This window comes from Pararhizobium sp. (assembly GCF_035497515.1).
Classification (GTDB): Bacteria; Pseudomonadota; Alphaproteobacteria; order Rhizobiales; family Rhizobiaceae; genus Pararhizobium.
Genome location: NZ_DATJDJ010000210.1, coordinates 20,781 through 43,668 on the forward strand (window position 1 = coordinate 20,781; position 22,888 = coordinate 43,668).

The 22,888-nt window shown below is 62.7% G+C and carries 23 protein-coding genes; 7 read left to right on the plus strand and 16 right to left on the minus strand.

The annotated features are described in order from the left end of the window. Positions 1–765: a precorrin-4 C(11)-methyltransferase gene (gene cobM / locus VL202_RS21600; RefSeq protein WP_325466110.1), complete on the minus strand. Its 765-nt coding sequence runs from the start codon at positions 763–765 to the stop codon at positions 1–3. A gap of 25 nt (positions 766–790) precedes the next feature. After that, entirely contained in the window at positions 791–2,032 is a 1,242-nt protein-coding gene (gene cbiE, locus VL202_RS21605; RefSeq protein WP_325466111.1) for a precorrin-6y C5,15-methyltransferase (decarboxylating) subunit CbiE, read from the minus strand. Between cbiE and VL202_RS21610 the strand changes: the two genes are divergently transcribed. Then, positions 2,031–2,801: a cobalt-precorrin-6A reductase gene (locus VL202_RS21610; protein ID WP_325466112.1), complete on the plus strand. Its 771-nt coding sequence runs from the start codon at positions 2,031–2,033 to the stop codon at positions 2,799–2,801. The two genes, cbiE and VL202_RS21610, sit on opposite strands and share 2 nt — an antisense overlap. On the opposite strand, the gene VL202_RS21615 is transcribed toward VL202_RS21610, so the two are convergent. The 5 genes from VL202_RS21615 to cobF all read right to left on the minus strand — a co-directional run bounded on the left by VL202_RS21615 (position 2,765) and on the right by cobF (position 7,196). After that, on the minus strand, positions 2,765–3,529 hold the full coding sequence (locus VL202_RS21615) for a precorrin-3B C(17)-methyltransferase (RefSeq protein WP_325466113.1): 765 nt from the start codon (positions 3,527–3,529) through the stop codon (positions 2,765–2,767). The two genes, VL202_RS21610 and VL202_RS21615, sit on opposite strands and share 37 nt — an antisense overlap. Further along, positions 3,526–4,263: a precorrin-2 C(20)-methyltransferase gene (locus VL202_RS21620; RefSeq protein ID WP_325466114.1), complete on the minus strand. Its 738-nt coding sequence runs from the start codon at positions 4,261–4,263 to the stop codon at positions 3,526–3,528. The genes VL202_RS21615 and VL202_RS21620 overlap by 4 nt, the downstream gene beginning before the upstream one ends. Then, positions 4,260–4,892: a precorrin-8X methylmutase gene (locus tag VL202_RS21625; protein WP_325466115.1), complete on the minus strand. Its 633-nt coding sequence runs from the start codon at positions 4,890–4,892 to the stop codon at positions 4,260–4,262. Before VL202_RS21625 ends, VL202_RS21620 begins: the two co-directional genes overlap by 4 nt. A 2-nt stretch (positions 4,893–4,894) precedes the next feature. Continuing rightward, positions 4,895–6,271: a precorrin-3B synthase gene (gene cobG, locus VL202_RS21630; protein WP_325466116.1), complete on the minus strand. Its 1,377-nt coding sequence runs from the start codon at positions 6,269–6,271 to the stop codon at positions 4,895–4,897. Between the two features lie 154 nt (positions 6,272–6,425). Further along, on the minus strand, positions 6,426–7,196 hold the full coding sequence (cobF, locus tag VL202_RS21635; RefSeq protein ID WP_325466117.1) for a precorrin-6A synthase (deacetylating): 771 nt from the start codon (positions 7,194–7,196) through the stop codon (positions 6,426–6,428). Between the two features lie 365 nt (positions 7,197–7,561). Here cobF and VL202_RS21640 point away from each other — a divergent pair, with 365 nt between their 5' ends. The 3 genes from VL202_RS21640 (at position 7,562) to VL202_RS21650 (ending at position 11,686) form a co-directional block, all read left to right on the plus strand. Further along, complete coding sequence (locus tag VL202_RS21640; protein WP_325466118.1) at positions 7,562–9,331, plus strand: type I secretion system permease/ATPase; 1,770 nt, start codon at positions 7,562–7,564, stop codon at positions 9,329–9,331. Between the two features lie 11 nt (positions 9,332–9,342). After that, positions 9,343–10,656: an HlyD family type I secretion periplasmic adaptor subunit gene (locus VL202_RS21645; protein WP_325466156.1), complete on the plus strand. Its 1,314-nt coding sequence runs from the start codon at positions 9,343–9,345 to the stop codon at positions 10,654–10,656. Between the two features lie 121 nt (positions 10,657–10,777). Then, positions 10,778–11,686 carry a DMT family transporter gene (locus VL202_RS21650; RefSeq protein WP_325466157.1) on the plus strand — a complete coding sequence of 303 codons (909 nt, stop codon included), beginning with the start codon at positions 10,778–10,780 and terminating at the stop codon, positions 11,684–11,686. A gap of 5 nt (positions 11,687–11,691) precedes the next feature. Here the strand turns inward: VL202_RS21650 and ung are convergent, their stop codons facing one another. Beyond that, on the minus strand, positions 11,692–12,387 hold the full coding sequence (ung, locus tag VL202_RS21655; RefSeq protein ID WP_325466119.1) for a uracil-DNA glycosylase: 696 nt from the start codon (positions 12,385–12,387) through the stop codon (positions 11,692–11,694). Between the two features lie 184 nt (positions 12,388–12,571). Between ung and modA the strand changes: the two genes are divergently transcribed. From modA to modC, 3 genes are all read left to right on the plus strand, one after another. After that, positions 12,572–13,366, plus strand: a complete 795-nt coding sequence (modA, locus tag VL202_RS21660; RefSeq protein ID WP_325466120.1) for a molybdate ABC transporter substrate-binding protein — start codon at positions 12,572–12,574, stop codon at positions 13,364–13,366. 72 nt (positions 13,367–13,438) lie between these two features. Further along, positions 13,439–14,140 (plus strand): molybdate ABC transporter permease subunit, encoded by a 702-nt coding sequence (gene modB, locus VL202_RS21665; RefSeq protein ID WP_325466121.1) that lies wholly within the window; start codon positions 13,439–13,441, stop codon positions 14,138–14,140. Then, a complete protein-coding gene (gene modC, locus VL202_RS21670; protein WP_325466122.1) occupies positions 14,137–15,204 on the plus strand; it encodes a molybdenum ABC transporter ATP-binding protein in 1,068 nt (355 codons plus the stop codon). Before modB ends, modC begins: the two co-directional genes overlap by 4 nt. On the opposite strand, the gene VL202_RS21675 is transcribed toward modC, so the two are convergent. The 8 genes from VL202_RS21675 to VL202_RS21710 all read right to left on the minus strand — a co-directional run bounded on the left by VL202_RS21675 (position 15,179) and on the right by VL202_RS21710 (position 22,874). Next, complete coding sequence (locus VL202_RS21675; RefSeq protein WP_325466123.1) at positions 15,179–15,580, minus strand: winged helix-turn-helix domain-containing protein; 402 nt, start codon at positions 15,578–15,580, stop codon at positions 15,179–15,181. The genes modC and VL202_RS21675 overlap by 26 nt on opposite strands. A 76-nt stretch (positions 15,581–15,656) precedes the next feature. After that, positions 15,657–16,394, minus strand: a complete 738-nt coding sequence (locus tag VL202_RS21680; protein ID WP_325466124.1) for an SDR family oxidoreductase — start codon at positions 16,392–16,394, stop codon at positions 15,657–15,659. Positions 16,395–16,525: 131 nt separating this feature from the next. Continuing rightward, positions 16,526–17,593, minus strand: a complete 1,068-nt coding sequence (locus tag VL202_RS21685) for a sn-glycerol-3-phosphate ABC transporter ATP-binding protein UgpC (protein WP_325466125.1) — start codon at positions 17,591–17,593, stop codon at positions 16,526–16,528. After that, positions 17,590–18,417 carry a carbohydrate ABC transporter permease gene (locus VL202_RS21690; protein ID WP_325466126.1) on the minus strand — a complete coding sequence of 276 codons (828 nt, stop codon included), beginning with the start codon at positions 18,415–18,417 and terminating at the stop codon, positions 17,590–17,592. Before VL202_RS21690 ends, VL202_RS21685 begins: the two co-directional genes overlap by 4 nt. Continuing rightward, positions 18,414–19,316, minus strand: coding sequence for a sugar ABC transporter permease (locus VL202_RS21695; protein ID WP_325466127.1), 903 nt, complete (start codon positions 19,314–19,316; stop codon positions 18,414–18,416). The genes VL202_RS21690 and VL202_RS21695 overlap by 4 nt, the downstream gene beginning before the upstream one ends. A gap of 271 nt (positions 19,317–19,587) precedes the next feature. Next, positions 19,588–20,820, minus strand: coding sequence for a sugar ABC transporter substrate-binding protein (locus VL202_RS21700; RefSeq protein WP_325466128.1), 1,233 nt, complete (start codon positions 20,818–20,820; stop codon positions 19,588–19,590). A gap of 112 nt (positions 20,821–20,932) precedes the next feature. Beyond that, on the minus strand, positions 20,933–21,835 hold the full coding sequence (locus VL202_RS21705; RefSeq protein WP_325466129.1) for a sugar phosphate isomerase/epimerase: 903 nt from the start codon (positions 21,833–21,835) through the stop codon (positions 20,933–20,935). Between the two features lie 13 nt (positions 21,836–21,848). Further along, complete coding sequence (locus tag VL202_RS21710) at positions 21,849–22,874, minus strand: Gfo/Idh/MocA family oxidoreductase (protein WP_325466158.1); 1,026 nt, start codon at positions 22,872–22,874, stop codon at positions 21,849–21,851. Positions 22,875–22,888: the final 14 nt, after the last annotated feature.

The window sequence follows — 22,888 nt, forward strand, 5'->3', positions numbered from 1 at the left end:
TTAAAGCCCGTCGCGTCCCCGAAACCGGCGCTGATAGGCAGGGTCGTAGAGCGAGCTCTCGCGGAAATCCGTCGCGCCGAGCGTCCGGCCGACAAAGATCAGCGCCGTGCGCTCGATCGGCTCGGCGGCCACCTTCGCCTCGATATCGCCGAGCGTGCCCCGCACCACCCGCTCGTCGGGCCAGGACGCCTTGACGACGATGGCGACCGGGCAATCCGCGCCATAGAGCGGCGCCAGATCCTCGACCACCTGGCCCAGCGCATGGATCGCCAGATGAATGGCCAATGTCGCGCCGGTTGCGCCGAATCCGGCCAGCGTTTCGGCATTCGGCATCGGCGAGGCGCGGCCGGAAACCCGGGTCAGCACGAGGCTCTGGGCGATGGCGGGAATAGTCAGTTCGCGACCAAGCGCGGATGCGGCGGCGGCAAAGGCGGGAACGCCGGGTGTCATCGTGTAATCGAGCTTATGCTTTTCCAGACGGCGGATCTGCTCGGCAACGGCGCTCCAGACCGAGAGATCGCCGGAATGCAGCCGCGCAACGTCCTGGCCGGCTTGCGCCGCCTTGACATATTCAACCTCGATCTCGTCCAGCGACATCGGCGCGGTATCAACGATGCGGGCGCCCTCCGGGCAATATTGCAGCAGTTGGGGCGACACGATCGAGCCCGCATAGAGGCAGACCGGGCAGCGCGCGATCAGGTCGCGGCCGCGAACGGTGATCAGGTCTGCCGCTCCGGGGCCGGCGCCGATGAAATGGACGGTCATGATCGTTCCTTCTGAAATTCCGATGTCACGGCTTGACCCATGACCATTGCGTCACCGGCATGGCCGGACGCCAGCCTGTCATGGCGCCGACCGGCGATGCGCGGGCGATGTCGATGCGGATGAGCGGGCCGCCAAGCCGGGCCTGGTGGGCCAGCAGCACGGCTTCCATTTCCGTGGTGACGGCATTGGCGACCAGGCGTCCACCGGAAGGCAGGGCCGCAATCGCGGCTTCCATCACGCCGGCCTCGCTGCCGCCGCCGCCGATGAAGATGACATCCGGGCGTGGCAGCCCGGCAAGCACGGCGGGCGCGGTGCCCTGCACCACCGTCAGGCCGGGAACGCCGAATTGGGCGGCATTGCGCCCGATCCGATCCGCCCGCTCCGGCGATCCCTCGATCGCAATTGCCCGCATCGCCGGATCGCACAGCATCCACTCGATGCCGATCGACCCGGATCCCGCGCCGATATCCCAAAGCAACTCGCCACGGCGGGGGGCAAGCGCCGACAGCGTCAATGCCCGGACTTCGCGCTTGGTGATCTGGCCGTCATGCTCGAACAGGTTATCGTCGAGCCCCGCCACCAGCGGCAGAACGCGCGCAGAAGTCCCGGCGGCGACCTCGACGGCACAGACATTGAGAGAGTTTATCGCCGGCAGCGAGAAATCGGAGGCATGCTGCGATGTCACCCGCTCCTGCGGGCCACCCAGTGCTTCCAGCACCGTCAGCCGGGACTGGCCGAAGCCACTTTCCGACAGAAGTGCCGCAAGGGAGGCCGGGCCGTTTTCATCCGAGGTCAGGGCAAGGATGCGGCTGCCCGGATGCAGATGCGGGCGGATGAGGTCCAACGGCCGTCCATGCAGCGAAACGGTCACCGTATCCTGCAGCGCCCAGCCAAGGCGGGCAGCGGCAAGGCTGAACGAAGATGGCGCCGGCAGAACCTGCATTTCAGTCCGGTCGATCCGCCGCGTCAGCGTGACACCGACACCAAAGAAGAATGGATCGCCCGACGCCAGCACCACGACCGGCGTGCCACGCGCGGCGACAACAGCCTCGACCGACCGTTCGAACGGGCTGAGCCAGGCATGTTTCTCGCCCGTGATCAGCGGGGCGGCAAGCTCCAGATGGCGGGCACCGCCGAAGACGGTGGCAGCACGCGCGATGCAATGCTTGGCCTCGTCGCCGAGACCCGCTAAACCGTCTTCGCCCAGACCGATGATCGTTAGCCAGGGCGCGTTTCCGCCGGACGAAAAGGCCTGACTGTCACCCATGCGCAGACACCGTATCCTGATCCTTGGCGGCACCACGGAAGCACGCCAATTGGCAGCCGCCCTGTCGCAGCGCCCGGATTGCGATCTTCTTTTGTCGCTGGCCGGTCGCACGGCCGAACCCATGGCCCAGCCGGTTCCTGTGCGCAGCGGCGGCTTCGGCGGCAGCGACGGGCTCGCCGCTTTCCTGAACGAGGAAAAATTCGATCTTCTGATCGATGCGACCCATCCCTTCGCCGCTCGGATATCTCACAATGCGGTGATCGCGGCGCGCACGACCGGCATTGCCTTTTTCGCCATGCGCCGTCCCGTCTGGCAGCAGCAGCCCGGCGATCGCTGGACCCGTGTTTCCACCATTGCCGAGGCCGTTCCGGCGCTCGGCGCCGCGCCGCGCTGCGTCTTCCTTGCGATCGGCCGGCAGGAAGCCTTTCATTTCAACAATGCCCCGCAGCATCGCTACGTCATCCGCAGCGTCGATCCGGTCAGCCCGCCGCTCGATGTTCCCGATGCAACTTATATCCTCGCTACCGGCCCCTTCGAAGAGGACGCGGAGCGTGAGCTTCTGGAGCGGAACAAGGTCGACGTGATCGTTGCCAAGAACAGCGGCGGCGCGGCCACCTATGGCAAGATCGCCGCCGCGCGGCAGTTGGGCATCGAGGTGATCATGGTCGAGCGCCAGCAACCGGCCGAGATCAGCACGGCGAATACCGTCGAAGACGCGCTCGGCCTGGTCGATCACCTTTTCTCCCCTGAAATGAAGCGTGGCGTATAGACAAGGTCGGGCTTTCCCGGACGCGGCACGATCCGCGTTTCCGGCGAGCCGATGATGACGCAGGTCGCCATGTCGGCCTTCTGCGCATCCGCCGTGCCGAGCTGCATGACCAGCATGCGTTCGTCGGGCCGGCCGGCCGCGCGGCCGAAGATGACCGGTGTCTCTGCTGGAAGGACCGAGCGCAGAAGCGCGAAGGCTTCCCCGAGTTGCCACGGACGCGCCTTGCTGATCGGATTGTAGAGCGCGATCACCAAGCCGGCTTCCGCCACCAGCTTCAGGCGGCGGGTGATGACATCCCAGGGCTTGAGATTGTCCGACAGCGAGATGGCGCAGAAATCATGCCCGAGGGGCGCACCGATGCGGGCGGCCACCGCAAGCATGGCGGTGACGCCCGGCAGCACGACCAGATCGATGGAACACCATTCGTCCGGCCCGTTGTCGATCGCCTCGCAGACAGCCGCTGCCATGGCGAACACGCCGGGATCTCCTCCGGAAACGACGCAGACATTGACGCCGCTTGCGGCGCGCACAAGTGCCGCCTGTGCGCGGTCGAGTTCCTCGCGATTGTCAGAAGCGATCCTGTTCTGGTCCGGCCGCAGCGACAGCCGGTCGAGATAGGGGCCGTAGCCAAGGAAGTCGGTCGACTTCGATACCGCATCGAAGGCTTCCGGGGTCATCTGCTGGGGACCGCCGGGACCGGTTCCGATGACGTAAAGCGTGCCGCTCATGGCCTGTCCTTCCAGCCGGGAACCAGCACAAGCGAGAAATAGGGCGCGATATCGTCGTCCTTTTCCGAGAGCGGGATCATCTCCGAATTCGCCATCGTGCCACGTTCGACATAGATCGCCCGGTCGAGCTTGCCGGAGGCTGCCAGCGCGCGGCGGATCTTAGGCAGGTTACGGCCGACCTTCATGATCACGGCGGCTTCCGTGTCGCCAAGACGGCGAACAAGCTGCGCCTCCGCCATCGTGCCGGGAAGCACGGAGAGCACATCGTCACCCTGAACGATCGGCAGACCGGCCAGCGACCAGCAGCCGGACATGGCGGTAATGCCGGGGATGACCTCGACCGGGAAGCGCCCCGCAAGCCGCACATGCAGATGCATATAGGACCCGTAGAACATCGGATCGCCTTCGCTGAGAATGGCGACCGTGCGTCCGGCCTCCAGATGTTCGGCGACGGCGGCAGCAGATGCGTCGTAGAAGCCGGTGATCTGGCTCTTGTAATCGTCGTGATCCTTGTCGATCTCGACGGTGACCGGATAATAGAGAGGCAGTTCCACAAGGCCTGGCTTCAACAGGCCATCGACCACGGCGCGACCATTGCCGCGCCGGCCTTCCTTGGCGAAATAGGCAAGCACGTCGGCTTTCTCGAGCGCGCGCACGGCCTTGAGGGTGAGAAGCTCCGGATCACCCGGGCCGGTGCCGACGCCGATCAGCCTTCCTTGGACAGCCGCGCTCAAAGTCCCGGCCTCGCCAGCGAGTTGACAGCGGCGGCGGTCATGGCGCTACCGCCGAGGCGTCCGCGCACGATGGCATAGGGAACGCCATAGGAGTTCTCGGCCAGCGCATCCTTGGATTCGGCCGCACCGACGAAGCCGACGGGCATTCCGATGATCGCCGCCGGTTTCGGGGCGCCATCGCGCAGCATTTCGAGCAGGAAGAACAGGGCCGTCGGTGCATTGCCGATGGCAACGATGGAGCCGCCCAGACGCTCGACCCAGAGCTTCAATGCGGCGGCCGAGCGGGTGTTTCGGACCACACGGGCAATCTCGGCGGTCTGCGGTTCGCGCAGCGTGCAGATCACCTCATTGTCGGCTGGAAGGCGGGCACGGGTAATGCCATGCGAGACCATGAAGGCATCGCAGAAGATCGGCGCTCCACCCTTCAAGGCCTGTCGCGCGGCGCCGACGAAACCGGGCGAAAACTCGAAGAAGCGGGCGGCATCGACCAGCCCGCAGGCATGCACCATGCGGATGGCGAGATCGGCCTCTTCTTCGGAAAAGCGGGACAGGTCCGCTTCGCCGCGGATAATGGCAAACGAACGCTCATAGATGGCGTCGCCATCCCGGATATAATCGTATTCAGGCATCTCTATCCCTGTTGAACCGCGGCCGTGATCACATCCGCTCCAAGCCGTGTAAGGCAGGAGCGGGCCGATTCGCCAGCCCGCTTGCTTTCGCACACCAGTCGGTCGAGCTGAACGATCGCGGTTCTTATGTTGTTTTCTTCGATGTAGGCGTTTGGTGCGGCAGAGGCTGGGCCATTTACGACAAGTCCATGCCCGAAAGGCGCAGCGGTGATCGTCAGTGGCGATGCGGACGGCCTGGCACATCCCTTGGCGCAGCCGGACACATGCACCGTCATCGAGCCATCAAGCAGCGAGGGGGCTTCCTCGACCAACAGGCGGGCGACGCCGCGTGTGTCGATGCGCGAGGAGGCGCAGGCACCGATCCCCGCACAGGCCGCGATATGGTTGCGCGGATCGTCCGGAAACGCGCGCAGGCCATGTCCCAGCGCCAAGGCCTGCGCTGCCGTAATGCGTTCACGCCTTATCCCCATCACCAGCATGCCATGGCCCGGAGCCAGCCGAATGTCCGTCGCACCGAGACTATCGAGCGCTTCCAGAAATACCTTGAGATTGTCGGCATGAACCTGACCGAAGGCCAGCCTGACGCCAAGGACGGCGCCATCTTCGTCAAAATCATGAATACCGGCAGGACTGGGCGCCGGTGCGGCCGAAACCGGCGCGGACATATCGTCACCAGAGGAAAAACGATGGCGCAGTGCGGCGACATCCAGTTCCCTTGCCCGCGCAAAAGGCCCCATTGCGGCAAGGATTTCGAGAATATCCATAATGGCCGGAACAATCGCCGCACCCTCGATCAAGGCGATAGGCTGGGCCGACAGCGCGGTGCCAGCGATGGACAGCAGCCACAGGACCCGGCCATCATCACCAATGGCATGAACACGAATGTCAGCGGTGACGCCCCCAAGATGCAGCCGCCCGGCGCCATCGATGATGACCGAAAGTTTCGGCGCAAGCGACAATACGGGAACACGCGCGGAAAGGGCAGCCCGAAGCTCCATCGCCAGAGGCCGGGAATCGGCGATTTCAGTGGGATCAAAGCCGGCAAGCGGCGGCGTCTCGATCGCGAGACCAGCGGATATTTCTATGCCGGCATCCGTAATGCTCGCCGCAAAGACCGGCACCGTCTCATCCGTCAGCCCACGGACCTGCAGGTTTCCGCGCGCGGTGACCTCCAGGATGCCATTACCACAGGCCAAGGCCGCATCGGCGATATCGCCGAGTTCGCGCAGGCTGAACCCTTGAGCCGCAGGCCGCAGACGCACCAGAAGCCCATCGCCGGTGATCATCGGAGCGGCCAGCGACGGACAGGCGCCACGGCGCATCGACGATAGACGCGCGGCTTCTGTCAGGCTGTCGGCTGGTGCGATGCAGGTCGTCATTGCAGGCGGTTTGTCTCCATTCTTCAGGATGCAGTCGGCTTCCTTGTCAAACCTGACGCTGCCGAGGTGCCATAGCCTATCCTATAGCAGCGGAAAACCGCCCGCCATGTCCCGTTGCGAATAGCTCTGACGCGAAACGCCGCACCATAGCTCGCTATTCCTCGAAATCGCTCCCCTTCTGCAGCAGGTAGATGTCCATGATCCAGCCATGAAGGGCTCGCGCCTCCGCCCGGGTCCTGAGGATATCCTGCCGGACCTCGGCCAGACGCCCGGAAATGATGATTTCCTGGCTCGTCCCGAGATAGGCGCCCCAATAGACCCTCGCATCCGGATCCTCGATCGCCATGAACGCCTGCTCACCGTCGAGCATGACGACGGCGGTCTCGACCCGGCCTGGAAAACTTTCGGCAAGGCGCCGGCCCGTGGTGATCTCCACCGGCTTGCCGACGAGATTGAGCGGAATGCGGTGGCTGGCGGCCAGGGCCTGGATGCTGGTGATGCCGGGAATGACCGAGTAGTCGAAGGTCACGGTCCCCAGAGCTTTGACCCGTTCCACGATGCGGATCGTGCTGTCATAGAGCATCGGATCGCCCCAAACGAGAAACGCGGCGGTCTGCCCCTCGGCAAGCTCCCCGGAGAGCAGCCTTTCGTAAGCCATGGCGATCGCGGCATGCCATTGATCGACGCTTTGGTGATAGGAACGATCCGCCGTCTGGCGAACGGGAATATCAAACTCCACTGTCCGGCTGCCGGCGCGAGTGACGTAGCGCGACACGATATTGCGCCGGATATCCGCAAGCTGCACCTTCTCGTCGCCCTTGCGGGGAATGAAAAGCACGTCGGCCTGGTTCAGGGCATTGATCGCCTGCACCGTCATATGCTCGGGATTGCCGGCACCTATGCCTACGATCAGAATGGTCTTCATGTCACGGCTTTCTCCGGTTTTCCGCGTCTTTCGCCGATTGCCGCATCGGATGCAAGAGCGCATCATTGCCGGCACGGCGCGTTTGTGGCGGTCCGCGCCCCATGCAGGCATTTGCCGGATAAACTGGAGCGGCCAAGTAACCGATTAAGCACAATAAATATTTTCAGGACTCAGAAAAGAAACCGTGGCAATAATCAGGGCTTTCCACTATGAGGTCGCAAACTTCATTTATATAGGCGCGAAACCCGGAAATGGGGGCGCAAACAGCATGTTCCCCAGGGGACAGCCCCCAGGCTATGCCGGCTTTAGAAATTATCGCACGACGGTGCATTTGAGACGGAACGCGTCTCGCGAGGGCTTCTACAGTGACGAACAGTTCAAACAGCAAGATAAGCGCATCCGATCCGGCAGAAGCGTTGTGGCGATGCAAGGCTGCCTTCATCGGCGTTTTCGTCGCCAGTGCCTTGGTCAACATTCTCTACCTGACCGGCTCCTTCTTCATGCTGGAGGTCTATGACCGGGTCCTGCCGAGCCGCAGTATCCCCTCGCTGATCGCGCTCTGCGCCCTTGCGCTGCTTCTCTATGCATTCCAGGGGGCCTTCGAAATGGTGCGCGGACGCATGCTGGTGCGCATCGCCGGCGCGCTCGACGAAGCCATGAGCGCGCGCATCTACCGCTCCGTCGTCCAGGCTCCGCTGAAGCTGCGCACCCAGGGCGACGGCCTGCAGGCGCTCCGCGATTTCGACCAGGTCCGTTCGTTCCTTTCGGGCACCGGCCCGGCCGCCTTCTTCGACCTGCCATGGCTGCCCTTCTACCTTCTCATCTGCTTCGCCTTCCATCCGATGATCGGCTATGTGGCGGTCGTCGGCTCGATCATCCTGATCGCGCTGACCTTCCTGACCAACCGCGGCACCCAGGGACCATCGAGGCGCGCGTCGGAAGCCGGCAACCACCGAAATGCCTTCGCCCAGGCCTCGCAGCGCAATGCCGAGGTCATGCAGGCCATGGGCATGCTCGGCCGCATGTCGCAGCTCTGGGATCTGCGCAACAACAATTACCGCGAACAGAACCGCACGACCTCCGACGTCGGCAACGGCTACGGTGCCCTGTCGAAGGTCTTCCGCATGGCGCTGCAATCCGCCGTGCTTGCAACCGGTGCCGTTCTGGTGATCGAGGGAGTGGCCTCGCCCGGCATTATCATCGCCGGCTCGATTCTCACCGCCCGTGCATTGGCGCCGGTCGAACTGGCCATCGGCAACTGGCGCGGCTATGTCGCCTGCCGCCAGAGCTGGGCGCGTCTCAAGGATCTGCTGAAAGCCCTGCCCGAGCGCCCGGCGCCGCTGGAACTGCCGGCCCCCAAGGATCGGCTGACCGCAGAAGCGCTTGCCGGCGGCCCGCCCGGCGCCCAGCGCCTGACCTTCGCCGACGTCAACTTCACGCTCAAGGCCGGCAGCGCACTCGGCATCATCGGCCCGAGCGCCTCCGGAAAGTCGTCGCTCGCCCGCGCCCTGATCGGCATCTGGCCGTCATTCAGAGGCTCGGTCCGCCTTGATGGCGCGGCGCTCGACCAATGGGACAGCGACCGCCTCGGTCGCCATATCGGCTACCTGCCGCAGGACGTCGAGCTCTTCGCCGGCACCGTGGCACAGAACATTGCCCGTTTTACCGAGACCGCCTCGTCGGAAAGCATCGTCGAAGCCGCCCGCGCCGCCCGGGTCAACGACCTGATCCTCAAGTTGCCGAACGGGTACGAGACAGAAATCGGCGACGGTGGCGCTGCCCTCTCCGCCGGTCAGCGCCAACGCGTGGCCCTTGCCCGGGCGCTCTACGGAGACCCCTTCCTCGTCATTCTCGACGAACCGAACTCAAACCTCGACGCCGAAGGCGAACAGGCGCTCAGCGAAGCGATCATGAACGTCCGAAACCGCAACGGCATGGTGATCGTCATTGCGCATCGCCCGAGCGCGCTCGCCGCCGTCGATATGGTGCTGATGATGAACGAAGGGCGCATGCAGGCTTTCGGTCCGAAGGAAGAGGTCCTGGCGCAGATCCTGCGCAAGGAAAACCGCCAGCCGCAAGTGACAAGCCCGGCGCCGCTTAAAATCGTGAGCGAAGGACAGGAGTCCGCATCGTGACCCATCTCTCCATGGAAGAAAAGCCGTTGAGCTCGCGTCATTCGCTTGGCAGGCACATCACCGCCGTTTCCGTTCTCGCCATCGCGCTGGTCGTCGGTGTCGGCGGCTGGGCCGCAACCACGGAGCTGTCGAGCGCAGTCGTCGCCGGCGGTACCGTCGTGGTGGAAAACAACGTCAAGAAGATCCAGCACCTGACCGGCGGCATTGTCGGCGAGGTCCTGGTCAACGAAGGCGACAGCGTCAAGGCCGGCCAGATCCTGATCAAGCTCGACGGCACCACCGTTCGCGCCAACCTCTCTATCGTACAGAATACGCTTGCCCAGCTCTATGCCCGCCGGGCCCGCCTGCTGGCAGAGCAGCTCGGCTCCGACGATTTCACCATTCCCGAAGACCTGAGCGTGCTCACCTCCGGCACCAGCACGCCGGGCACGGTTCTCGAAGAGAGCGAACGCAAGCTGTTCATGAGCCGCAAGAACGCATTGGTCGGCATGAAGAGTCAGCTCGCTTCCCGCAAGGAACAGCTCGCCGACGAAGCCAAGGGTCTCACCGTCCAGCTGGCGGCCATCGAGGATGCGCTGAAGCTGATCGGCGAGGAGCTCGCCGGTCTCGACAAGCTGTATGGCCAGGGTCTCGTGTCCATGCAACGCCTGACCGAGCTGAAGCGTGACCGCGCCCAGCTCGAAGGTGATCGTGGCGCCCGCATTGCGGCGCGCGCGCAATCGGCCGGCAAGTCCAGCGAAATCGATCTGCAGATTTTGCAGCTCGACGAGGACCGTCGCACCGAGAACGCCAAGGAGCTGACCGACGTCGAAGGCAAGATCGCCGAATATGAGGATCGCCGCGTAGCCGCCATGGACCAGCTGAAGCGCATCGACATCCGCGCGCCGCTGGACGGCCGGGTCTACCAGCTGGCCGTGCACACCGTGAATGGCGTCATCAATCCGGGCGAGGTGCTGATGCTCGTCGTTCCCGGTGCCGACACTCTGACGGTGGAAGCCAAGGTCGCAACCCACGACATCGACCAGATCCGCCTCGGCCAGCCGGTCGAAATCCGCTTCAGCGCCTTCAACCAGCGCACGACGCCGATCGTCGAAGCCGAGGTGGTTACCATCGCACCGGACCTCGTCACCGACCAGCGCACCGGCGTCAGCTACTATCCGCTGCGCATCAAGCCGAAGCCGGAAAGTCTCGCGGCACTGAAAGGCATGTCGCTCTATCCGGGCATGCCGGCGGAAGTCTATATCAAGATCGCCGACCGCACCGTAATCTCCTATCTGGCGAAGCCACTGACCGAGCAGATGGCGCGTACCTTCCGCGAGGATTGATATAGCGGCAACACGCGCGGCATTCGGCGCGCCTGTTGCCGGAAAACGCCTGCCGGCAACAAAGGCTGCTGCACTGCGGAAATATCGTGGCATGCTTGCGGCGCGGGTGTATGACCGCTTCATGACCTCCAAGCGCACCGGCTATATCTTCGTCTTCACGGCCCTCGTGATTTTCTCGATACAGGACGCGATTTCCAAGCATCTTGGCAGCCTCTATCCGCCGGTTTTCATCACGATGATCCGGTACTGGGCGTTTGCAAGCTTTGCCATCGTTCTCGCCTCACGGTCGCGCGGGGGCCTTGCTGCAGCGGTCAGAACCAAACGGCCGGCACTTCAGGTCCTGCGTGGCATCCTGCTGGCGGTGCAGATCGTCGTCGTCATCATTTCCTTCTCCACGGTCGGGCTTGCCCACTCGCAGGCGATCTTTTCCGCTGGACCGCTTTTCGTGGCACTGCTCGCCATGCCGCTTCTGGGCGAACGCGTCGGCTGGCGTCGGTGGACGGCGATCATCGTCGGCCTCATGGGCGTGCTTCTGATCCTGAAGCCGGATGACAGCGCCTTTGACACCAAATTCCTGATCCCGATCACATGCGCCGTGATGTTTGCGATCTACGTCATTTCGACACGGCTGGTCAGCCGCGACGATTCCTCGATGACCAGCTTCTTCTACACCGGTGTGGCCGGCGCCGTGGCGATCACCCTGGTCGGCCCGTTCTACTGGACGACGCTTGCGCCGGCGGACTGGGCATGGATGCTGATGCTCTGCATCACCGGAACGAGCAGCCATTTCGCGCTCATCAAGGCCTATGAACTGCTGGATGCATCCGAGGTCCAGCCGCTCACCTATCTGCAACTGGTCTTCGCCTCGATCATCGGCGTCTCCATCTTCGGCGAGACACTGAACCTCAACATGATCGTCGGTTCGGTCATCGTCGTCGGGGCCGGCATCTTCACCGTCTGGCGCGAAAGCGTCGTCGCCCGGCGTGACGCCCGCAAGCCCGAGCCATCGTCATCGCAGACGCTGCCCTGATTTCCTCAGGCGTCCGGATTGGCCGGCAAGGTCCAGTCGATCGGTTTGCGTCCCTTCGAGATCAGGAAATCGTTGGCCTTGGAAAACGGCTTGCTGCCGAAGAAGCCGTTATGGGCCGAGAGCGGCGAGGGATGCGGCGAGCGGATGACGAGATGCCGGGACGTATCGACAAAGGCCGCCTTCTTCTGCGCGTATGATCCCCACAGGATGAAGACGACGGGGTGTTCCTGCTCGTTGATGGCGCGGATTATCGCATCGGTGAATTTCTCCCAGCCCTTGCCCTGATGCGAGGCGGCCGTGGAGCGCTCGACGGTCAGTACACTGTTGAGCAGCAGCACGCCCTGTTTTGCCCAACTTTCAAGAAAACCGTGGCGTGCGGGCGGAATGCCGAGATCGCTCTCCAGTTCCTTGTAGATATTGACCAGTGAGGGCGGCGTGCGGACGCCGGGTTTGACGCTGAAGGACAGACCATGCGCCTGGCCGTCGCCGTGATACGGATCCTGGCCCAGGATCACCACCCGCACCTTGTCGAGCGGCGTCAGGTCGAGCGCGCGAAAATACTCGGTGCCTTTCGGGAAAATCTGCTTGCCATTGTGCTTCTCGTCGAGAAGGAACTGCTTCAGCGCCGTCATGTAAGGACTGGAAAATTCCGATCCGAGCGCCGCCTTCCAGCTTTCCTCGATTTTGACGTTCGATTCCATGGCGCTGGCATTCCCTTGTTACAGTCTCGCTGGAGAGCCTCATTTAGCGTCGGGGCGCCCCATGGCAAGCGTCAATGCCGGATTGGCCCGGAATGTGTTTCAATATATCCCTGCGAATATAACACTGGCCAATTGCGGTGCATCGTTATATTTAAAAGAATATTACGAAACCGATGGGACCTGCATGCGCACCGAACGTCGAATCTTGCTGAAATTTCTGGGAGCAGCCGCGCTTGCCCTCTGGATCGTCGGCATACCGCTCGCCCAGCCAGCTTCGGCCGCCGATAAGGTCACCGTCTTTGCAGCGGCGAGCCTGAAAAATGCGCTGGATGCCGTCAATGCCGCGTGGCAGAAGGAAGCCGGCAAGGAGACGGCAGTTTCCTACGCGGCAAGCTCGGCGCTCGCCAAGCAGATCGAATCCGGTGCGCCGGCAGACGTGTTCATCTCGGCTGACCTTGCCTGGATGGATTATGTCGCCGAAAAGAAGCTCATCAAGGATGACACGCGCGCCAACCTGCTCGGCAACCGCATCGTCCTGGCCACCGGCAAACAGGATGCTGCCGCCGTCGACATCAAGGAAGGTTTCGACCTGAAGGGCCTGCTCGGCGGCGGAAAGCTCGCCATGGGCGCCGTCGATTCCGTTCCGGCTGGCAGGTACGGCAAGGCTGCGCTCGAGAAACTCGGCGTCTGGTCGTCGGTCGGGAAGGATGTGGCCGGCGCTGAAAACGTCCGCGCCGCCCTGCTCTTGGTTTCCCGGGGCGAAGCACCCTATGGCATCGTCTATCAGACGGATGCGGCCGCGGACAAAGGCGTGAAGGTTGCCGGCATCTTCCCGGAAGACAGCCATCCGCCGATCGTCTACCCGATCGCCATCACCGCCGACAGCAACAACCCCGACGCAGCCGCCTATGTCGATTTCGTCAAGTCGAACAAGGCTGCGGCGCTGTTCGAAGCCCAGGGCTTCACCATCCTGAAATAAGGCGCAGGCGCGCTCAATCCGAGACCGGATGGAGCGCATATCGTCTGGCCGTCAACGACGGAGCATCAAAATTTGGACTGGCTGGTTTTAAGCGATGCGGAATGGATGGCTATCCGGCTGAGCCTTCGCGTTTCGTTCGTCGCCATGCTGGCCAGCCTGCCTTTCGCCATCGCCATCGCGATGCTGCTCGCACGCGGCCGGTTCTGGGGCAAATCCGTCCTCAATGGGTTCGTTCATCTTCCGCTCGTATTGCCGCCCGTGGTCACAGGCTTCCTGCTGCTGATCCTCTTCGGAAAGCGCGGACCGATCGGCGCCTTCCTGGCCGAATATACCGGCATCGTCTTTTCCTTCCGCTGGACCGGGGCAGCGCTTGCCTGCGCGGTCATGGCCTTCCCACTGATGGTCCGCAGCATAAGGTTGTCGATCGAGACCGTCGATCGCCGGCTGGAACAGGCGGCCGCCACGCTCGGCGCCGGTCCAGTCTGGGTGTTCCTGACCGTGACGCTGCCGCTGATCATTCCCGGCATCATCGCCGGCATGATCATCGCCTTTGCCAAGGCGATGGGGGAATTCGGCGCGACGATCACCTTCGTTTCCAACATTCCCGGCGAGACACAGACGCTGTCCGCCGCGATCTACACCTTTACCCAGGTTCCCGGCGGCGATGCCGGCGCGTTCCGGCTGACGATCATTTCCGTGATCATCTCCATGACGGCGCTCATGGTGTCCGAAATCCTGGCGAACCTTGCCGCGAAACGGGTGGATGCCGCATGAGCCTTGTTCTCGACGTGCGCCATAAGCTCGGCTCGTTTTCCGTCGAGGCCGCCTTTTCCTGCGATCGCGGCGTTACCGCCCTGTTCGGCAGCTCGGGGTCCGGCAAGACATCGCTGGTCAACATAATCGCCGGCCTGTTGAAGGCAGATGCCGGGCGTATCCAATTCAATGGCGACAGGCTGGTGGACACTGCCAGCCGCGTCTTCATTCCCCCACACAAGCGTCGCTTCGGCTATGTGTTCCAGGAGGCGCGCCTCTTTCCGCATATGAGCGTGCGGCGTAATCTTACCTATGGCCGCAGGTTCAGCCCGGCAAGGGATGACGGAGCCGATTTCGACCGGATCGTCGACCTGCTTGGCGTCGCCCCCCTTCTCGGCCGGTCTCCGTCCAATCTCTCCGGCGGCGAAAAGCAACGCATCGCGATCGGCCGGGCGTTACTGTCCAATCCTCGCCTGCTTCTCATGGACGAGCCGCTTGCCGCGCTGGACGGCGACCGCAAGGCGGAAATCCTGCCCTATCTGGAACGCATCCGTGACGAAACCGAAATTCCGATCGTCTATGTCAGCCACTCCGTCAGCGAAGTGGCGCGGCTGGCGAACAAGGTCATTATCCTGGAGAACGGTCGGGTCCTCGCCTCCGGTGATGCGGCAACCATCCTTAGCCAGCCCTCGCCCGCGGTCAGCCGCCGGGAGGCGGGTGCGGTCATCGACGGCGTTGTCGAGACGACGGACGGCGATCACCGCATTACGGCGATCCGGGCCGGCGCCGCGCGGATCGTTGTACCCTATCTTGAGGCCCCGCCAGGAAAGGCCGTGCGGCTGCAGATCGCGGCGCGTGACGTCATGCTTGCCACCAGCAAGCCGGAAGGACTGAGCGCGCTCAACATCTTGCCAGCTGTCATCAGCGAGATCGGCGAAGCCGCCCACGGCATGGTCGATGTCCGGCTGGATTGCGGCGGCGTGACGATCGTCTCGCGCATCACCGTCGTATCCCGCGATGCGCTTGCGCTTCAGGCCGGCAAGCCGGTCCATGCCATCATCAAGGGTGTTGCTCTGGATCTGTGACTGCGGTGACAACTGGGCTTGGATTGCGGTTTTCCTCGAGCCAGGCCAATTCAGCGGCCAACGCCGCCTCGGCCTTTGCTTCCATGGCCCGAAACCGCCGGATCAACTCTTCGCCGAACGGCGTGATCACCGCCCCGCCTCCCTGTTTTCCGCCACGCTGCGAGGCGACGGTTTCCTGTGCGAACATCCGGTTGAGGGCGCTGACGAGCAACCAGGCGCGACGATAGGACATGTCCATCGCCCGGCCCGCGGCCGAGATCGAGCCAGTCTTGCGGATATGTTCGAGAAGCATGATCTTGCCGCGCCCCAGCCGTTCGGCATGGGGGAAATCGACCCTGAGGACGGGGGTCAGGCCAGTGGTGTTTTTCTTGCTCATGCGATCGGCGGCGACATCTTCCGGTTTTCCAAAGATTATCGCGCCAAACCGCCGGTGTATAGCGCCGGATGGCCTGTTAAAGGCTCATGCCGCCATCGATGACATGGACATGACCGGTCGTGTAGTTGGAAACGTCACTACCGAGATAGACGGCGAGTGCGGCGATTTCCTCCGGCAGGCCGATACGGCCCATCGGCTGGCGGGCGATGAAGGCGGCGCGGGCTTCTTCGTAGTTGCCCTGCGCCTTCATGCGCTCTTCGAGCGACGGCGACTGGACCGTCCCGGGCGCGATCGCGTTGCAGCGGATGCCCTGCTTGATGTAATCCGTGGCCACCGACTTGGTGAGGCCGATCACCGCCGCCTTGCTCGCCGAATAGGCAAACCGGTTCGGCACGCCGGCGGGAACGCCGGCCACCGACGACATGTTGATGATCGAGCCGCCGCCATTGGCGATCATGCCCGGCAGGAAGGCCCGGATCAGCCGGAACATCGACTTCACGTTGAGATCGAAGGCCAGGTCATAATCCCGGTCGCTGGCTTCGAGGATCGTGCCGGCATGGACGACGCCGGCGCAATTGAACAGGACGTCGATCGTTCCGGTCTCGGCGGCGAAGGCGGTGATCGCATCCGCGTTCAGGACATCGAGCTTGGCAACCGACATGCCCAGAGCCGAAAGCTCGGCGAGCTTTTCTTCGTTGATATCGGTCGCCGTGACGATCGCACCTTCGCGCTGGAAGGCCTCGGCCGCCGCGCGGCCGATACCCTGCGCCGCAGCCGTGATCACCGCACGCTTACCGGCCAGAAGTCCACCCATGTCATTCCTCCCTGTCGCGGCACTCGGCCACATCGATTTTCCGGACAAGGAATATCGGCGCCCCTCCGCTTGTCAAGCAGAAGAAACGTATTTTTATACAGAAAAAACTAAATCGCCGGAAAGCGGGCCGATCAGATTCTCACGCCGGTTTTCGCATCGAAGATATGGACGTCGGACGGGCGAACGGAAATGTCGATGATGTCCCCAGTCCGGACCGCCCGGCGCGAGGTTTCGACAATCGTCACCTCCGCCGTCGTCGAGGTGGTAAGATAGGTCGCCGACCCCGTGCTTTCGACGATGCCGACCGGCAGACGGAACACGCCCTGCCCCGGATCGACGAAATGCAGGTGCTCCGGCCGCAATCCCGCCGTCACGGTGCGGCCCGGTTCCAGCTGCCGGTCGAGCGGGATCGTCTGCTTCTCTCCGACATCGACAGCCAGAGACCGGCCATCTTCGCCGACGATTGCCGGCACGAAATTCATCGCCGGGGAGCCGATGAAGCCGGCGACGAAGCGGTTGGCCGGCCGGTCGTAAAGCTCCAGTGGCGCACCCTGTTGCTCGATGACGCCGTCCTTCATCACCACGACATGATCGGCCATGGTCATCGCCTCGATCTGGTCGTGCGTCACATAGACCGACGTCGCGCCGAGCCGGTCGTGCAGGGTGCGGATTTCCTTGCGCATGTGGACACGAAGCGCCGCATCCAGGTTGGACAGAGGCTCGTCGAACAGGAAAGCCTTCGGATGGCGGATGATTGCCCGGCTCATCGCAACGCGCTGGCGCTGGCCACCGGACAGTTCGCGCGGATAGCGGCCGAGAAGCTGGGACAGACCGGTGGTCGCCGCCACCTCCTCGGCCGCTTTCCTGGCTTCAGCTTTCGCGACACCGCGAATGCGCAAACTGTAGGTGAGGTTCTGCTCCACCGTCATGTGCGGGTAAAGCGCATAGGACTGGAACACCATGGCGATGTCGCGCTTGCGCGGCGGCACCTTGTTCATCAATTCGCCGGCGATCTTCAGATCACCCGTCGAGATGCTTTCAAGCCCGGCCAAGGAGCGCAGCAGCGTGGACTTGCCGCAGCCGGAGGGGCCGACGAGCGCGACGAAGCTGCCCTTTTCAATGGCAAGATCAATGTTTTTCAGCGCATGAAAGGCACCGTAGTATTTGTTGACGCCCGAGAGTTCGATCTGCTTGGTCATTTGATGGCTCCCGAGGTAAGGCCGGAGACGATGCGCCGCTGCAGCAGCACGAAGATGGCGAGAATGGGGGTCACGTACATGGTGGCATAGGCCATGATGTTGTTCCATTCGTTGGTGTTCGGCCCCATGAACGAATTGAGGCCAACGCTGGCGGGCTGCAACTCCACCGCCTGGATGATCGACTTCGAATAGACGAACTCGCCAAAGGCCTGCATGAAGATCAGGATGGCGCTGACGAGAATGCCATTGCGGGCAAGCGGCAGCACAATGTTGAAGAAGGCGCCGACCCGCGAATTGCCATCGACCAGCGCCGCCTCCTCCAGTTCCTGCGGCACGGCCATGAAAGTGGCACGCACCAGAACGACGAAGAACGGCATGCTCTTGGCGGCAATGGCGATGATCACCGCCAGTCGCGGCGTGTTCAGCATGCCGAGCTGCGAGAAGCCGACGAAGATCGGCGTGATCATCAGCGATGCCGGCAGGACCTGCAGCATCAGGATCAGGAACAGGCCGATATCGACCCAGACATTGCGGTAGCGCGCCAAAACATAGGCACAGCCGACGCCGAGAACTGTAATCAGCACCACGGCCCCGGACGCGATGACCAACGAATTCCAGAGATAGCGCGCCATGTTCCGGCTTTCCCAGACAAAGCCGTACGTTGCCCATTGCGGCTCGGACGGCCAGAAGCTCGGTGGCGTTGCAAACATCTCCGAGCCGCTTTTGAGCGCGGTGATGTACATCCAGTAGAGCGGGAATAGATAGAGCGACGCCATCAGGATGGCGATCACCAGCATCAGGCGATTGCGGTTGGTCTCGCTCATCCGCGCACCTCATGACGTGTCGAGCGCACATAGACGACTGCCGCAATCATGACGAAGACGATCATGATGACGGAGATGGTCGCGCCCTTGGCAAAATCATACTGCCGGAACGACAGGTCCCAGGCCCAGTATTGCGTGACGTTGGACGAGTTGTTCGGCCCGCCCGAAGTGATCGCGGCGAAAAGGTCGAACTGCTGCAAGGTGAAGATCAGGCCGAGCGCGATGATCGCACCGATGGTCGAACGCATCATTGGCAGGGTGATCGTCCAGAAGCGCTGCCAGGCATTGGCGCCGTCCAGTTCGGCGGCTTCATAGAGATCGCCGGGAATGCTTGCCAGGCCAACCGACAGCAGGATCATGTTGAAGGCGGTACCCAGCCAGATGTTGGCCATGATGACCGCATAGAGCGAATAGTTGGGATCGGAGCGCCAGAAAATATTGCCGCTGATGATGCCGCTTTCCTTCAGGATGAAATTCAGCACGCCGAAATCGCCCGACAGGATCCAGTTCCAGATGGCACCGACGACAAGGCCCGGCATCACCCAGGAGACGAGGAACAGACCGCGCAGCCATGAGGCGCCCGGGAAATTCACCCAGAAGAACAGCGCCAGTCCGAAACCGATCAGGAACTGTCCGGCAATCGAGCCGATGACGAAGATCGCGGTATTGCCGAGGATCGGCCAGGTTTCCGGCTGGGCGAACAGGTCCTGATAATTCTTGAAACCGACGAAGGGCCGCAGGAAGGTGCCGAGGCTGAACATGTCGACCTCCTGGAAACTCATCAGCACATTGTAGAGCAGCGGCAGCCCCGCCATCAGGAACAGAAAACCAAGCGGGAAGGCAACCAGCACGATATCGAAACCGCGGCCGTCCCTGACGCTGGAAAGGAGCCTCTTCATGGGGCCTCCGATGCTCCGAACGGGGTTGCCTGGCGCATTGGCGCGAAAGACAACCCCTTCCGGGAGGAAATGATGGATGGCGGAAGCCATCGGTGATTTTTCTTCTCCCCAGCGGAGAGAAGTGCCGAGCAAAGCGAGGCGATGCGGGGCCTCGGCGAAGCCGGAGCCGAAGCCAAAAAGTCGTGGCCTTCGGCCCCCTTGTCCGACCCTGCGGGCCACCTTCTCCCCGCTGGGGAGAAGAGGGAGCAAGGGGCATCCTCGTAACCGAAGATCAGCCCAGGACAGCCTTGATCTTCTCGGCGGCCTGATCAAGCGCATCCTTCGAGCTCATCTGGCCGGTCAGGGCTGCCTGGATGGCATCCTGGATCGCCTTGGAGATCTTCGGCCATTCCGGATGCGGGCCGCGCGGCTTGGCATATTTCAGCTGTTCGAGGAACACCTTCAGGCCGGCATCCTTGAGAGCCTGACCTGTCGCCGGGATGGTAATGTCCGAGCGGGCCGGAAGCTGGCCGTATTTCTCGAACATCTTGTCGTCCTGCGAGGCGAAATATTCGAGCGCCTTGAAGGCTTCTTCGGGATGCTTGGTCGATGCGAAGATCGCCCAGTTGAAATCGCCCATGGCCGAGGAGCGCTCGGCGCCTTCCTGCGGCACAGGCAGCAGCGTCACGCCCCAGTCGAACTTCGCTTCCTGCGTCATGCGGTCGAGTTCCCACGGGCCGGAGATCGCCATGGCGGCATTGCCGGAGTTGAACGTGCCGGTCGAATCCCACTGGCCACGCGTCAACGTATCCGGCGAGGCAAGCTTCTCGTCCATGATCGTCTTCCAGACGTCGAGCGCCTTCACCGCACCTTCGGAATTGATGTTCTCATAGCTGCCGCCGCCCATCTGCGCCCAGGGCAGGAACTGGAAGGTGCCTTCCTCGCTAGCCTTGGCGGAGAAAGCCAGACCATAGACGTTGGCGGCCGGGTCGGTCAGCTTGCGCGCATCCTCGACCAGTTCGTCCCAGGTCTGCGGCGGCTTGTTCGGGTCGAGGCCCTTGGCCTTGAACATGTCCTTGTTGTAGTAGAGCGCGATCGTGTTCGTCGCCTTCGGCACGCCGTAATATTTCCCGTCCCATTCGACCGATTTCAGCGGCCCGGGGAAGTAATTTTCCGGCTTGATCACCGTCGATTTCGAGATCATGTCGGTGAGATCGAGAAAGGCGCCGCGTGACGAGAACAGCGCATGTTCCGGATTGTCGATGGCGATGATGTCCGGCGCCTGGCCAGTCGAATAGGCACGCATGGCTTCGCTCACCACGTCATCGAACTGGATTTGGCGGTATTCGATCTGGATGCCGTTGTTGAGCTTGTTGAAATCCGCCACCAGAGTGGGAGCGGGCTGAATGTCGCGGTCGAGCGACCAGACGGTGAGCTTCACATCTTCCGCCTTCGCGGACAGACCAAGCATCGAGACGCCGGCAAGTGCCAGCGCGCCAATGACTGCATATTTGCGGATACCCATATTTTCCTCCTTGTGGTTATCCTTCGGCCGTCATCCTCCATGCCGGCCTTCTCATTTCCTTTCAGTCACGTCCAGCCGGGCCAGGCCCCAACGATGGGGCCGGCCTGACGGTTCAGGCGAGATCGACGACGAAATCGCCGCCCCGGCAAGTCTTCAGATAGTTGAGGCCGTGGACCTGGCCGGTCATCTCCAGCGCATCGCGGTAGACCGGATCATGCCAGCCCTCGATGTCGATGGAACCGGACCAGCCGGCAAGCCGCAGCTCGGAAATCACGTCCGTCCAGTTGGTATCGCCAAAGCCCGGCGTGCGCATGAAAACGAATTTTTCCTTACCGAAAATGCCGTGCTCGCGGATGACATCCCAGCGGATCGTCGCGTCCTTGCCATGCACGTGGAAGATTTTCTTGGCCCATTTGCGAATCTGCGGCAGCGGGTCGATGAGATAGACCATCTGGTGGCAGGGTTCCCATTCAAGCCCGATATTGTCGTCCGGCGTCTCGTTGAAAATCAGTTCCCAGGCATCCGGATTGTGGGCGATGTTCCAGTCGCCGGTCGCCCAGTTGCCGTCCATGGCGCAATTCTCGAACGCGATCTTGACGCCCTTGTCGGCGGCGCGCCTGGCAAGCTCGCTCCAGACTTCCTTGTAGCGCGGCAGGCTGTCGGTCAGCGGCGTGTTGCGGATGCGACCGGTAAAGCCGGCAATGCAGGTGGCGCCAAAGTGATGGGCATTGTCGATGCAATCCTTCCAGCCCTGCAGCGTGTCCCGGTCGATATCGGTGGTTTCCAGCGGATTGCCGAACATGCCGAGCGTCGAAATGGTGATATCGCGGTCGCCGATCGCCTCGACGCAACGTTTGCCGAGATCGGCGAGGTTCTGGCCGTTGGTCGTCTGCCAGAAGAAGGGCTCGAAACTTTCGAAACCGAGGTCAGCGATCTGCGCGATGCGCTTGGCCGCATCCCCCTTGTTGCCGCTGACCATCGTGCCGATGCGGATGGATTTTGCCGGATTGCTCATGAAACTGTCCTGTTCATAGGGTGACGCGCTGCCGGGTGCGGGCGCTCTCGATCGCCGCAAACACCATGGCAAGGCTATTGATATTGTCATTGCTCTCCGTTTCCGGCTTTTGGCCGGTGCGGATGGCCGCGAGGAAATCGGCGATGACGCTGGCATGACCATGGGTCTGCGCCTCGTCGGCCGGCTGCGGCACGTCGATGACCTCGATCGGCCGGAAGAACCCTTCCGATCCCGCCACGACGCCTGCCTGGAAAGTGTCGGCGCCGTCCCAGAGCAGCGTGCCCCTGGTGCCGATAATCCGCCACTGGCTTTCCCAGCTGGTATTGGCCCCTTCGGCGCTCCAGGAGCCACGATAGGTGAAGGTCACGTCGTCGGAAAATTCGAAGATCGCGTTGGCTGCCGCGCCGTGTGCATACCAGGAACCACGCGGATTGCTCTCGTGGCAGTAGACCGCGACCGGAACCTTATCGGCGACGAAGCGCGCCGCATCGAATGTGTGGATCGCCATGTCGAGCAGCAGCACATTGTCCATCTGCTCGCGAAAGCCGCCGAAATGCGCGCCGATGAAGAAGTCGCAATGGATGGCGGTGAGGTCGCCGAGCGCGCCGCTTTCGACCAAGCGACGAATACGCCGGATGCCGGAAATGAAGCGGCGGTTCTGGACGACGGCGTGGATCTTTCCGGCTGCCTCGGACTGGGCGATCAGCGAGCGACCTTCCTCGATCGAGGAGGCCATCGGCTTTTCGCTGAGCACATGGCATCCGTTGGCCAGCGCGGTCGCCACGACATCGTGGCGGGCGGATGGAATAACGACGTCGAAGACCAGGTCGGCGGAGGATCGGGACAGAATGTCGCCGAGGTCCGAGCCGATGATCGCGCCTGTCAATCCGAACTCCTCGGCCAGCTTTTCCGCCGCCGCCGGATTGACATCGACAAGCCCCACGACCTGAACGCTCGACCGGATTTCAGGTGTATCCGCGATCGCCTTCAGCCAGCCTTTGGCCATGGCTCCGCACCCGCACAAAACTGCACGCAAAATGGGATTCTCCTCCT

What these genes read in the sequence shown, in the direction of transcription:
- cobM (WP_325466110.1), bottom strand. Translation starts at nt 765, where the DNA reads ATGACCGTCCATTTCATCGGCGCCGGCCCCGGAGCGGCAGACCTGATC.
- VL202_RS21610 (WP_325466112.1), top strand. Translation starts at nt 2,031, where the DNA reads ATGCGCAGACACCGTATCCTGATCCTTGGCGGCACCACGGAAGCACGC.
- cbiE (WP_325466111.1), bottom strand. Translation starts at nt 2,032, where the DNA reads ATGGGTGACAGTCAGGCCTTTTCGTCCGGCGGAAACGCGCCCTGGCTA.
- VL202_RS21615 (WP_325466113.1), bottom strand. Translation starts at nt 3,529, where the DNA reads ATGAGCGGCACGCTTTACGTCATCGGAACCGGTCCCGGCGGTCCCCAG.
- VL202_RS21625 (WP_325466115.1), bottom strand. Translation starts at nt 4,892, where the DNA reads ATGCCTGAATACGATTATATCCGGGATGGCGACGCCATCTATGAGCGT.
- cobG (WP_325466116.1), bottom strand. Translation starts at nt 6,271, where the DNA reads ATGACGACCTGCATCGCACCAGCCGACAGCCTGACAGAAGCCGCGCGT.
- cobF (WP_325466117.1), bottom strand. Translation starts at nt 7,196, where the DNA reads ATGAAGACCATTCTGATCGTAGGCATAGGTGCCGGCAATCCCGAGCAT.
- VL202_RS21645 (WP_325466156.1), top strand. Translation starts at nt 9,343, where the DNA reads ATGGAAGAAAAGCCGTTGAGCTCGCGTCATTCGCTTGGCAGGCACATC.
- VL202_RS21650 (WP_325466157.1), top strand. Translation starts at nt 10,778, where the DNA reads ATGACCTCCAAGCGCACCGGCTATATCTTCGTCTTCACGGCCCTCGTG.
- ung (WP_325466119.1), bottom strand. Translation starts at nt 12,387, where the DNA reads ATGGAATCGAACGTCAAAATCGAGGAAAGCTGGAAGGCGGCGCTCGGA.
- modA (WP_325466120.1), top strand. Translation starts at nt 12,572, where the DNA reads ATGCGCACCGAACGTCGAATCTTGCTGAAATTTCTGGGAGCAGCCGCG.
- modC (WP_325466122.1), top strand. Translation starts at nt 14,137, where the DNA reads ATGAGCCTTGTTCTCGACGTGCGCCATAAGCTCGGCTCGTTTTCCGTC.
- VL202_RS21675 (WP_325466123.1), bottom strand. Translation starts at nt 15,580, where the DNA reads ATGAGCAAGAAAAACACCACTGGCCTGACCCCCGTCCTCAGGGTCGAT.
- VL202_RS21680 (WP_325466124.1), bottom strand. Translation starts at nt 16,394, where the DNA reads ATGGGTGGACTTCTGGCCGGTAAGCGTGCGGTGATCACGGCTGCGGCG.
- VL202_RS21685 (WP_325466125.1), bottom strand. Translation starts at nt 17,593, where the DNA reads ATGACCAAGCAGATCGAACTCTCGGGCGTCAACAAATACTACGGTGCC.
- VL202_RS21690 (WP_325466126.1), bottom strand. Translation starts at nt 18,417, where the DNA reads ATGAGCGAGACCAACCGCAATCGCCTGATGCTGGTGATCGCCATCCTG.
- VL202_RS21695 (WP_325466127.1), bottom strand. Translation starts at nt 19,316, where the DNA reads ATGAAGAGGCTCCTTTCCAGCGTCAGGGACGGCCGCGGTTTCGATATC.
- VL202_RS21700 (WP_325466128.1), bottom strand. Translation starts at nt 20,820, where the DNA reads ATGGGTATCCGCAAATATGCAGTCATTGGCGCGCTGGCACTTGCCGGC.
- VL202_RS21705 (WP_325466129.1), bottom strand. Translation starts at nt 21,835, where the DNA reads ATGAGCAATCCGGCAAAATCCATCCGCATCGGCACGATGGTCAGCGGC.